The sequence below is a fragment of the Methylorubrum populi genome, assembly GCF_002355515.1.
GTDB lineage: Bacteria > Pseudomonadota > Alphaproteobacteria > Rhizobiales > Beijerinckiaceae > Methylobacterium > Methylobacterium populi_A.
The window spans coordinates 1,375,965-1,387,376 of sequence record NZ_AP014809.1; the positions used below are offsets into that span (position 1 = coordinate 1,375,965).

Consider the following 11,412-nt stretch of genomic DNA (forward strand, 5'->3'; position numbering starts at 1 on the left):
CGTCCTCGGGGACCTCAGCGGGCCGTCCCCCACGGCATGGCGATGCGGCCGAGCAGGCGGATGGCAAGGCTCGACGCGAGGCCGAGCACGCCGATCGTGATCATGCCGAGCGCGATGTCGGAGTACTGGACCAGGGAGTAAGCTTCCCAGGTGAAGTAGCCGATGCCGAACTGGCCGGAGATCATCTCGGCGGCGATGAGCGAGACCCAGGCGACGCCCATGCCGACGGTCAGCCCCGTGAAGATCTGCGGCAGGGAGGCCGGCAGGTAGACCTCACGGAAGAGCGCAGCTTCGCCGGCGCCGAGGCAACGCCCGGCCCGCACCAGCACCGGATCGACGGTCGCCATGCCCTGGAGCGTGTTGATCAGGATCGGGAAGAACGAGCCGAGGAAGGTGATGAAGACGATCGATTCCTCGTTCGTCGGCCAGAGCATGATCGCCATCGGCACCCAAGCGATGGCCGGGATCGGCCGCGTGACTTCGCAGATCGGGAACACGATCTCGCGCAGGACCCGGAAGCGGCCCATCAGCAGGCCGAGCGGGATCGCGATCGCGCTCGCGAGGGTGAAGCCGTAGAGGATGCGCCGACAGCTCATCCAGATGTGGTCGCCGAAGACCGGATTGTGGAAGGCGAGCGTCGCCCGGGCGAGCACGTCGGCCGGGCTCGGGACATTGGTGAAGCGCACGTAGAAGGTCGCGCGATTCTCCGTCAGCACCTGCCAGATCGCGACGAAGAGCGCGAGCGCAACGAGGCCGAGCGCGGCGCCGCGCAACTGCCCGCGATGGAGGCGGAACCAGCGGGCGAGACGATTCGTCCGGACCGCCGCCGGGGGCGCTACGCGGGCTTCGGTCGGGGCCTGCGCCCGGGCCCTCGGCGCGACAGGGGCGACCGTTTCCGGCGCGTTTCGAAGTGCTGCTTCCATCGTATCAGCCCCCCGTCACCGCGGCCTTGATCGCCTCGTCGTAGGGCAGAACCTTCGCACCGGATCGTGCCGCCGCAGCTTCCGCATCGCGCTTCAGCAGGTACGGAGCGATCCCGTCCGAGCCGACGACGTAGAAGGCTTCCCTCGCAAACAGCTTGATGCCGCGCGAGCTATCGAAGACGTAGGCGACGTTGATCTCCTTGCCCTTGGCCTTGAGATCGTTGACCGCGCCGAGGGTACAGGCCGCACTCGAATAGGGCAGGATGTCGCCGTCCTTCACCCAGATCTCGCCGGCCTTGCGAGGATCGGAGATCGGCTTCTTGCAGAACGCGTCCTCACCCGAGACCTCGTAGTTGGCGGTGCTGGCGCGCTGCGTGTCGTAGTCGAGGCCGCGTTCGGCGAAGGCCTTGCGCACGGGCTTGTCGTTGACCCAGGCATCGACGTCGAATTCCTTCACGCGGTCAAGCTTCTGCAGGACCTTCACGTCCTCCTTCGCAGCATCGACGAGTTGCGGCTTGATGGTCGGATCGATCGTCATGATGCCGCCCGGGCCGAGGAAGATGTAGACGACCTCCTTGTCGGTGCCGGTCCAGGCCGCGATCTGCTCGGCAGCGCGCTTCGGATCGGCCTTCACCCAAGCCTGCGCATCGAGAATGGCCTGAAGATAGGCATCGACGATCTCAGGATATTGCTGGGCGAAGTCGGAACGCACGACGACACCGTGCCAGGTCGGCAGATTGGTCTCGACGCCGTCGAAGACCTTGCGAGCGAAACCCCGGAACGGCAGCAACTCGGCGAAGGGCACGAAATCGGCGTGCGCATCGATCTTCTTCTCCTGCAGGTTGGTCGAACCGACCTCCGGACTCTGGTTGACCAGCCGGAAGTAGGTCTGCGGATAATTCTTGTCCTGCAGCGCCTTGAGCACCATGCCGTGGGCCGCCGAGCCGAACGGCACACTGACGATTTTGCCCTTGAGATCTTCGAACGAGTAGGCATCGGTCTCTTTGTTGACCACGATGCCGTTGCCGGAGCCGTGAAGGTTGTAGGCCGCGACGGCGATGAGTTCGGACCGGCTTTCGGGGTTGTTCTTGAACGTATAGCCGTTCACGACGAGCGGATAATCACCCATGGCACCGAATTGCAGCTTTCCGGCCATCATCCCGTTGGTGACTGGCGGCCCCGAGGTGAAATTCTGCCAATCGAGCTGAATCTTGATGTCGGCATACTTGCCGGACTTCGGCAGGTGCTTCTCGATGAGCTTCAACTGACGGACCACGACGCCGACGGTGGCGGTGTTCGTCGTCGTATCCTGCGTCCCGATCCCGACATTCAGCACGGTCTGGGCCTGCGCGGGTGAGCGCCAAGCGATCCCCGCTGCCGCCAGAAGCGCGAGAGCGGACACCGTGCCTCGTCTCAACACCATCGACGTCATCGCGCGCTCCGTCTCGTCTTGAGATGCCGGCTCGACATCGCAGTCATGATCAGGTGTTGGATCGGCGCTGATCAAACGGAGACGCGGAAGTCGAGTCGATTAGTTGCGAAAATCGTCTGGCGGCCCGCATCGATGGCGCAACTTTGAGCGAGAAGCATTCGAATTAGGCGGCCTCCTCTCCACCGGGCATCCGAGCGAGGAGGTCGGGGCGTTGAATCAGGATCTGCGAGCGCCGCGTCGTCACCACGCCCTGTTCGGAGAGGCGCTTCAGGCTGATCGTCACCCATTGCCGGGTGGCACCGACCATGTGGGCGAGATCCGCATGCGTGAAGTCGGCCGCGATCAGCACACCTCCCTCCTCCTCGACGCCGTAGAGTCCTGAGAGGTGGATCAACAGGAAGGCCAGGCGATCGGTGATCGAGCGCGTGCCCAGCATCTGAGCGAGGGCCGAGTAGCAGCGGCCCTTGAAGGTCAGCCCGTCGATGATGCCGAAGGCCAGAGACGGGATGCGACCCACGAGCTGCTTCAGGGCCGCGCCCGGAAGATGCAGCACGGTGGAGTTGCTCGCGGCCATGCCGGACCAGCTATGGCAGCCCGACCCGAACACCTCGGGGCCGCCGACGAAGTTGCCGGGATACCAGTAGGCGAGTGTGATCTCGCGGCCGGTCGGCGCGGCGTAGAAGACGCGGATGCGGCCGGTCTCGATCAGCCAGATGCCGTCGTTCGGCGTCTCCTGCGTGAACAGGGTCGCGCCGCGATAGAGGACGCGGCGGTGGCCCCGCTCCAGGACCTGCTTGCGCTCGGCCTCGCTCAGTCCTTCCAGCAAGGGGCGGGGGCCGGCTGGCTGGGGAAACGATTCCATCTGGCTCGTGCCTCGCAAGCATGTCGGAAGCGAGAGACCCGATGAAAGGTGGGCCGTGTCCGTCCGACCTGGGATGGGCTGCATGGGCTGACCCTCGGCGATGACCGACGAAGCGCAGCAATCCCTGTACCAGCTCTAAACTGCAAGTCCCCCGAGCCGGTCGGAGGCAGGATCCGCCGACGCGCGCCGCCTGCCGACGCGAAGAGGCGGTGGACCCTCCCGGATCCACCGCCTCTTCGCGTCGTCTTGCCGTGACCTCTCCGCTTCAGACTTCCGCACTACACCGGCCGATGGCCCAGCGGATCAGCTTGCGCACGTCCGGATCGGGATCGTCGGAAGCGCGCTCAAGGAAGGACAGCGCCTGCGGATGGGCGATCTCGCCGAGCGCTGCAGCCGCCTCCTTGCGCAGGTTGCTGACATCGGAGGACAACGCCCGGCCGAGCACGTCGATGGCGGCGATCGACTTGATCCGGCCGAGGGCATTGGCAGCCTTGGTCCTCACCTGCCAGACCGGGTCGGCCATCGCCGCGATCAACGGCTCGACCGCCTCGGGCAGCCGGCTCTTGGCGATGGAGACCGCGGCCTCCTCGCGCACCTGCCAGTTCTCGTCCTGCAACCCGGCGAGCAGCGTCGAGACACCGGGACCGCCGGAGCGCAGGAAGACGAGCGCCGACATCGTCGCGCGCCGCACGCTGGCATCGCCGTCCCGCGCCGTGGCGAGCAGGGCGGGGAGCGCTTCCTCGGCCTTGAGATATCCGATGACGCCGAGGCCCTCGCGGCGGACCTCCGGCGCGGCGCTCTGCAGCGCCTTGAGGGCCGCCGAGAGCGCATCGGGAATGACAAGTTCGCGCAAGGCCCGGAGCGCCGCCGCCTGGACGAACGGATCGGCATGCTCCGCCCTCTCGATGAGCAGCGGGCCGCAGGTCGGCTCCTTCTTCTCGGAGAGTGTCTCGGCGGCAACCCGGCGCACGTCCTCGTCCGCATCCTCCAGGGAGCGGACGAGCCCCTCGACCACGTCGGGGCCGTCATGCTCGTCGAGGGCCTTGGCGGCGGCGGCGCGCACGGTGGCATCGTCGTCGGCGAGCCCCTTGAGCAGCAGGACCTTGGCCTCGGCGCCCACCGCTTCGGCCAGCTCCATCATCGCCACGCGGCGGATGCCGGGATCGGGATCGGCGGCGCGCTCGGCCAGATCCTCGATGTCGTCGTCGAAGGTTTCAAAGACCGGTGCCATGGTCGACCTCAGCGCAGCAGGTAGGGAATGTTGACCTTGACCGCGTTCGTCGGGCAATCGACCTCACAGGGCATGCAATACCAGCACTCGTCGTACTTCATGTAGGCCTTCTGCCGGGTCTCATCGATCGCGAGGATGTCGAGCGGGCAGACATCGACGCAGACGCGGCAACCCTTCTCGGCGATGCACTTGTCGTCGTCGATGACGACCGCGGCGCTCTTGGCCTGGGTGATGATGGGCATGGTTCGTCTCCGTGTCTGATCGGGAGAGGATGCTCGCGAAGACTTATTCGGCGGCGACCGGCGTCTTGATGCGGAGCTGGTGATAGGCGCTCATCTCCTCGTCGGCGACGGGCACGATGAAGGGGTCGACCGCGCGCTTGGCGCTCGTCATCCGGCCCTTCTCATCCTTGAACAGGACCGTGTGGCAGGCCCATTCCGGCCGCGTCTCGGGATGATCGACGCGAAGGTGGTAGAATCCCCAGCGGCTCTCGGTGCGGTAGAGCGAGGCGTGGGCGGCCATGTCGGCGCAGTCGAGGATCGACTGCATCTCCAGGGCGCGGTGCAGCTCGTGCGGATCGCGGGCGCAGAGAAGGTCGAGGTCGGCGCGGATCTCGCTGAACCTGCGCTGGCCGAGCTCCATCTTGGCGGTGACCTTGGGGGGCTCGAGATAGTCGTTCACCAGGCGGCGGGTCTTGAACTCCATCTCGTGCGGGGTCAGGCCGTCATCGCGGCGCGTCGGGGCGAGGACGCGCGCCTGCTCGGCCAGAACGTCGCCCTCGTCGTAGGCGGAGAGGCTCGTCGCGGCGCAGTAAGCGGCCGCGTCCGCCCCGGCGATGCCGCCGTTCACGAAGGCGCCGAGCATGTAGTTGTGCGGCACGCTCGCCATGTCGCCGACGGCGTAGAGGCCGGGCACGGTGGTCCGGGCGTTCTCGTCCACGAAGACACCCGAAGCCGAGTGGCCTGAGCAGAAGCCGATCTCCGAGATGTGCATCTCGACCGGCCGCCTGCGGTAATCGGTGCCGCGCCGCTCATGGAAGCGCCCGCGGGAGGGTCGCTCGTTCGAGTGCAGGATCGTCTCGATCTCAGAGATCGTTTCCTCGCGCAGGTGGTCCATCTTGAGGAAGACCGGGCCGTTGCCCCCCTGCAATTCACGCCAGAACTCCAGCATCATCTGGCCCGACCAGTAATCGCACTCGATGAAGCGCTCGCCCTTGTTGTTGGCCGTAAAACCGCCGAACGGGCCGGTGACGTAGGCGCAGGAAGGGCCGTTATAGTCCTTGATCAGCGGGTTGATCTGGTAGCATTCGAGGTTCGCGAGCTGCGCGCCCGCATGGTAGGCCATCGCGTAGCCGTCGCCGCAATTGGCCGCGTTCTCGTAGGTGCCGAACAGGTAGCCGGAGGCCGGCAGGCCGAGCCGCCCGGCCGCGCCGCAGGCCAGCACCACGGCCTTGGCCTTCACAATGAGAAATTCGGAGGTGCGGGTGTTGACGCTGATCGCGCCGGCGATGCGCCCGTCCGCGTCCTTGAGGAGGCGGGTCGCCATGTAGCGGTTGGTGACCGCGACCTGGAGCCGGCGAAGCTGTCGGTAGAGTACCTTCTTGACGTTGTGCCCCTCGGGCATCGGCAGCACGTAGGTCCCCATATGGTGGACCTTGCGCATGTTGTACTCGCCCGAGCCGTCCTTCTCGAACTTCACCCCGAGCTTATCGAGGTACTGGATCATCGGGAACGAGCCCTGGGCGTAGGCCATCACCGCCCTCTGGTTGACGATGCCGTCGTTGGCGACCGTGATCTCTTTCACGTACTGCTCGGGCGTCGCGTAGCCCGGCACGACGGCGTTGTTCAGCCCGTCCATGCCCATGCTGATCGCGCCGGAGCGCTTCACGTTGGCCTTCTCCATCAGCAGCACCCGCAGCTGAGGGTCGGCCTCCTTGGCCTTGATGGCGGCCATCGGACCGCCGGTGCCGCCGCCGATCACGAGAAGGTCGGTCTCGACGATGTCGACCTTGGGGCTGGTGTCGCTCATCATGCACACTCGCTGGTCGGACGCTGGCGTCTGCCGCGCACGCGAAAGGGAAGAAAAGCTCGGCGCTCACGCCGCCTGGGGCGTGCGCTCCGAGGTGATGCCGATCGGCGGCACGGTGTTCTCCCGGGCGAGATCGCGCAGGTAGACCCACGGGAAGATCCCGCGCGCATGCCCATCGGAGAAGCCGAGATTCACTGCATAGCCGCCAAGCGGCTCGATCTTGGTCACGGACACTGCCTGGAAGGTGGCGGGGAAGCGGCCCTCGATCCGGTCGCGAGTGCACCAAGCGCAGCGGCAGCGCAGCCTGAGCATCTCGGCCGGCAGGACGGCCGCCTCGCCGTTCGCCCAGGTCAGGCGCAGGTCGCGGCCACCGCGAGAGACGACGGCATCGGTCGGGACCGCGTCGGGATCGAAGGGCGGTTGATCGGGCGGGCTCATCGGCGCTTCCGTTATCCAGTGGTGCCCGCAGGCAAGCGGATTAGAGCCAGTGGGAGGCGCTCCAGCGAGCAATTAGTTGCCGGAGAGAGTCGAAAGGTTCGGCCGCATCTGCGCATCGACATTTGCCGGCTATGGCTGCAGTGCTGTTTTTTGTCAGGCCCTCGATGCGCGCGGGCCGACCCGGGCGGTGGGCATCGCGAAGTACCAGAAGGTCTACGATCCCGGCCGGCGGCTCGTGCCGCCATCCGGCCGGGCACGCAAACCCGCGCCGGATCAGGAGCCGCGGGAGGCCGAGGCGGCTCTGGCTACGCTGCCCTGGCGGTGCGTGACGTGGCGGTGGGACACGAAGGGCGCGCTCTCGGCCCGGTTTGCCATGACCCGCGTGCGGGTGGGCGACGGCCCGGTCTGGGCCAACAACCGCCATCTGCCGGGCGACGAGGTCTGGCTGGTGCGCGAGTGACGCGCCTCGGGTGGGCGCAAATTCTACCTGTCCAACCTGCCGCCCCGCACGACCCGGAGCGTCCTGGCCGGCACGATCAAGGCGCGCTGGGCCTGCGGGCAGGGCCACCGGCAGCTCAAGGAGGAGCTTGGCCTCGACCACTTCGCGGGCCGGGCTGCACCGGCACGCGCTGATGGCGTGCATCGCCTGCGCCTCGCTCAGCCCGAACGAGCGGATCGGGGGAAAAACGATGGCCGGCCTACCGGGACCGCCGCCGTCTCCGAGCCTGCCGGCGGTGCGTCAGGCCATCATCGGCCGGCTGTTCGTCGGCCTCATTCCGCCCATGCGAGGCCCGCACTGTCGGCGCCGCTTCCGGCTGCCGTCTGACATCAAAGTGTCCAGGTCGTAAGAGGCCCTGTCATCGCTGCCGACCATCTGATCGCGGCGCGAGCGTTGCGTGGAGTACGGGAACGATGTCGCGGCAGCCCTCGACCATGCCCGCCACGCACTCGGTCAGGTGTTCAGGAGCGATCGTTCGGAGAAGGGATCACCGGACACGCATCATTCGCCGACAAGGTCTCGGAGGCCTGACACCACACGGCATAGGCACGTTCGCGCACCTCGAAGGCGGTGCGCAGCAGCGTGTCCGGCTCGCCGCGTGCCTCCGGCAGCAGGATGAGCCCGAGGTCGTTCGACTTGCAGTTGAGCACCTTGGCAGCCTCGCATCGCCACGTCGCGTCAGCCGCGACGAAGAGAAGTTCAGGTCCGGACAGATACATCTGGATCACCAGCGTCTCGCACCAAAGTAGAAAATGCACAGAACGCGCTTTATAATTGCGCGCAGTCTTTATCCGCCGGAGCACATTGCGCGCCGGCGCGGTCATGTCGAGTGGTCAAGCTGCGTAGCACCCGCGCGTACAGTGCATTTTGAATGCATTGAACCTTGTTGGCCTTCTGGAGCAGCGTGCCATGCAGAGCGCACACAACCTCCAGCGCAGATGAGTGTGTGAGCCTCGCTGTTGGCGACGTGCCTCAAGCTCGTACAAATCCGCCTGAACCAAGCTATCGCACTCGGTGTAGCGTATGTTTCTAAATGCGTCCCATAATATACTCTGAGATTTTTATTAAAATTGTCCCTAATCATAGCGAAAAGACTTTTCCGCGCTGGATACATAAATATTCGTCCTCCGTCTGATCTCAAGCTTCCCTTTGGCGTTGAACCTTCGCTATTCGAAAGGCACTAGAAAATGCAGGCCTTTCTCTCGCCACCAAAATCGGAGCATGACGCAGCTGTCAGCCGGACCTCTCAGGGCGCGAAGAGGTGTTCGAGAGGCTTACCGGCCGATAGCTCTCATACCGACGGTCAGGAGCGCGCGACAGACATATGCCCAATGCACAGATGTTGCGTGACATGGCCCTCTTCGTCGAAGTGGCCAAACAGAAAAGCTTCAGCAAAGCCGCAGCCACCCTGGGCATGCCGATCTCGTCGCTCTCGCGGCGGATTTCTCACTTCGAACAGGTGGTGGGCCTGCGGCTGCTCGACCGTACCACACGGCGCCTCGTCCTCACGTCGTACGGCGAGGCCTACCTCGCCCAGGCCTCGCGACTGGTCGAAGAGGCGCAGCAGGCCTTCGACAATCTCGTGGCCGAGGCCAAGGGCCCGAGCGGGTTCCTCAAGATCGCCGCGCCGCCAGACTTATGGGTGCTGCAACACTTCTCGCGGATCGTCACGGAGTTCGCCAAGCTTCACGAGCACATCCGCGTACATGTCGATCTGAAGCCCAGCGCCGTCGATCTCCTGGGCGACAACTACGATCTGGCCGTGACCCTCGAGGAGCCGCGTGAGACCTCGCTGATCATGCGCAAGGTGGCCGAGGTCGGAAACGGCCTCTTCGCCTCACCAACTTATCTCAGGGCTCGCGGCTGGCCCGGAGGGCCACACGCTCTTGAGAACCACAGTGCCATCGTCCCGATCCAAGGTGCGGGCACGACGTGGTCCCTCAGCCGCGGTGACGAAACTGTTCCGGTCCCGGTAAACGGGCCGCTCTCCTGCAACTCAGCGAACTTGGCCCGCCAGCTTGCACTGGCCGGACAAGGCATCTTCAGCGCGCACCGCCTCAGCGTCGCGCGCGATGTGGCCAATGGCCGACTGGAGCAGGTGCTGCCGGAGTGGGACCTGCCGCCGACGCCGGTCTACATCGTCACGACCTCACGCCTGCTGCCGGCAAAAACACGCAGCTTCATCGACTTCGCGATGAAGCAACTCCCAGCCATGCTGGCTGCCGGAACCGGAGGCGAGGCCTTGATGCGCCGGACCGGTATGCCTGCGGGTGAAGCGAGCCGACCCTCCGCAGCCGCGAGTTGGTAGCGGACACGATCGAGTGCTTCGCTCGGTTGAAGGGTGATCAGCGCACCGAATGACCTGCGGCACGGAAAGCTTTCTCGGCATTCCCGGCGCTGGGTCGTCGAGCGTTCCTCCGCCTGGGCTACCCGCTTCCGTCGGCTCGTCAAAGACTACGAGCGCTATGCAAGCACGTTGGCAGTCCTGCATCTCGTCGCCTTCGTCTGCCGCATGCTCAAAAAAGGCCGCTCTAATCGCGGCAAGTTCATAACAGCCCCTAGAATCTGCGCACCAAAGCAGGCAAAAAACCACACAGCTTGATTCATCTGCCCGACATTCGTGGAAAAGTATTTTTTATTTACGAAGGAGAAAAATGCGCGTCATATGACGGATCCTTCAACAAAAAACGTCTGGTAAGCTCTTGCTGCGCGAAGCCATGTGCATGGTGGCCCGAAACCCGGCTTGGCCCAGCGCCAAGTTGATCGGATAATGCATTCAAAAGGCGGTGAGCAAAGCGATCTTATAATCTGCAATCTCGACAAACCGCCGAGTTCGCGCGATTTTCCCGCTTCAATCGGTTGCGCGCAATCAGAAGGCGCAAAGGAAGCGCTTTCTATTTCTCTGAAAAGCTCAATGATCCAGATGTATCTGTCCGGACCTGAACTTCTCTTCGTCGCGGCTGACGCGACGTGGCGATGCGAGGCTGCCAAGGTGCTCAACTGCAAGTCGAACGACCTCGGGCTCATCCTGCTGCCGGAGGCACACGGCGAGCCGGACACGCTGCTGCGCACCGCCTTCGAGGTGCGCGAACGTGCCTATGCCGTGTGGTGTCAGGCCTCCGAGACCTTGTCGGCGAATGATGCGTGTCCGGTGATCCCTTCTCCGAACGATCGCTCCTGAACACCTGACCGAGTGCGTGGCGGGCATGGTCGAGGGCTGCCGCGACATCGTTCCCGTACTCCACGCAACGCTCGCGCCGCGATCAAGTGGTCGGCAGCGATGTCGCGCTTGGAGAGCGCGGCGCACTCGCCCTTGGCCTGGCTGAGCCTGAACATCCGAATCTCCGCCTGAGCCGTCAGGCCCTGCACCTCATTCCGTACCGGCTCAACCTGCCAAGCAAGCCGACGAGAGCGGGGGTCAGCGGCGTGAATGATGGTGAGGCAGCACAAAGCCCCGTCACGAGACAATTTCTGTGAGCTTCGTCGGCGTCCTCTGCCTCTCTGCGACACTCCACTGGCGCAAGCAATGGCAGGCTCTAACCAAAGCCTTTCTCTACACGTCTTGTTTGAAAGTATGCGCCAATCAAAAAGCCGCCCTGCAATGCCGAAAGGCGCGAAAACATCAATAATACGTCAATTATAGTGAAAATCCCATGACTGAATGCGGTCGAAACCGACACGCATAGCACCGCAAAGGATGCCACAATCAGCAATTTTGTCTGACACTTCCTTCCGATCAACAACCCGACGATTAGAAAAAGAGCTAGGACAATCATTGTCGGCTCACGTTGATACTGGCCATCGGCGACCAAGGCACCATGAAGATCACATCAGGGCGCCGCAGTGCTCTAATATATTTTTAGAACACCGCAGCAGAATTGGAAGTTTTCGAGCCGGTTTTTACTAAAAACACCGCGGAAAACATCGTTTCATCGACCGAATTCGCGGCCCAATTTTTCGGATAGACTCTGTCTGGGCTCTGCGCCGTTCCGAAGATCG

Annotated in this window: 10 protein-coding genes and 2 pseudogenes; 4 read left to right on the top strand and 8 right to left on the bottom strand. The window is 64.2% G+C overall.

The genetic code is table 11. From position 1 onward, the window contains the following. Nucleotides 1-14: 14 nt before the first annotated feature. The 7 genes from MPPM_RS06365 to MPPM_RS06395 form a co-directional block, all read right to left on the bottom strand. Entirely contained in the window at nt 15-923 is a 909-nt protein-coding gene (locus MPPM_RS06365) for an ABC transporter permease (RefSeq protein ID WP_096484327.1), read from the bottom strand. 4 nt (nt 924-927) lie between these two features. Further along, complete coding sequence (locus tag MPPM_RS06370; protein WP_096484328.1) at nt 928-2,355, bottom strand: ABC transporter substrate-binding protein; 1,428 nt, start codon at nt 2,353-2,355, stop codon at nt 928-930. A 163-nt stretch (nt 2,356-2,518) separates the two neighbouring features. Beyond that, nucleotides 2,519-3,217, bottom strand: coding sequence for a Crp/Fnr family transcriptional regulator (locus MPPM_RS06375; RefSeq protein WP_244573485.1), 699 nt, complete (start codon nt 3,215-3,217; stop codon nt 2,519-2,521). A gap of 265 nt (nt 3,218-3,482) precedes the next feature. Next, complete coding sequence (locus MPPM_RS06380; RefSeq protein WP_096484330.1) at nt 3,483-4,448, bottom strand: HEAT repeat domain-containing protein; 966 nt, start codon at nt 4,446-4,448, stop codon at nt 3,483-3,485. An 8-nt stretch (nt 4,449-4,456) separates the two neighbouring features. After that, complete coding sequence (locus MPPM_RS06385; protein ID WP_015952121.1) at nt 4,457-4,690, bottom strand: 4Fe-4S dicluster domain-containing protein; 234 nt, start codon at nt 4,688-4,690, stop codon at nt 4,457-4,459. 43 nt (nt 4,691-4,733) lie between these two features. Next, on the bottom strand, nt 4,734-6,476 hold the full coding sequence (locus MPPM_RS06390; protein WP_096487754.1) for a fumarate reductase/succinate dehydrogenase flavoprotein subunit: 1,743 nt from the start codon (nt 6,474-6,476) through the stop codon (nt 4,734-4,736). Between the two features lie 66 nt (nt 6,477-6,542). After that, nucleotides 6,543-6,914 carry a gamma-butyrobetaine hydroxylase-like domain-containing protein gene (locus MPPM_RS06395; RefSeq protein WP_096484331.1) on the bottom strand — a complete coding sequence of 124 codons (372 nt, stop codon included), beginning with the start codon at nt 6,912-6,914 and terminating at the stop codon, nt 6,543-6,545. Nucleotides 6,915-7,008: 94 nt separating this feature from the next. On the opposite strand from MPPM_RS06395, the pseudogene MPPM_RS06400 reads away from it, so the two are divergent. Then, a pseudogene (locus MPPM_RS06400) lies at nt 7,009-7,740 on the top strand (transposase family protein); the annotation flags it as partial. A gap of 134 nt (nt 7,741-7,874) precedes the next feature. Here the strand turns inward: MPPM_RS06400 and MPPM_RS06405 are convergent. Then, entirely contained in the window at nt 7,875-8,237 is a 363-nt protein-coding gene (locus MPPM_RS06405) for a hypothetical protein (RefSeq protein WP_244573486.1), read from the bottom strand. 527 nt (nt 8,238-8,764) lie between these two features. Between MPPM_RS06405 and MPPM_RS06410 the strand changes: the two genes are divergently transcribed. From MPPM_RS06410 to MPPM_RS28810, 3 genes and pseudogenes are all read left to right on the top strand, one after another. Next, complete coding sequence (locus tag MPPM_RS06410) at nt 8,765-9,721, top strand: LysR family transcriptional regulator (RefSeq protein ID WP_244573487.1); 957 nt, start codon at nt 8,765-8,767, stop codon at nt 9,719-9,721. Between the two features lie 84 nt (nt 9,722-9,805). Next, nucleotides 9,806-10,015 (top strand): annotated as a pseudogene (locus MPPM_RS06415) (hypothetical protein); the annotation flags it as partial. Nucleotides 10,016-10,156: 141 nt separating this feature from the next. Next, nucleotides 10,157-10,594: a hypothetical protein gene (locus MPPM_RS28810; RefSeq protein WP_244573488.1), complete on the top strand. Its 438-nt coding sequence runs from the start codon at nt 10,157-10,159 to the stop codon at nt 10,592-10,594. Nucleotides 10,595-11,412: the final 818 nt, after the last annotated feature.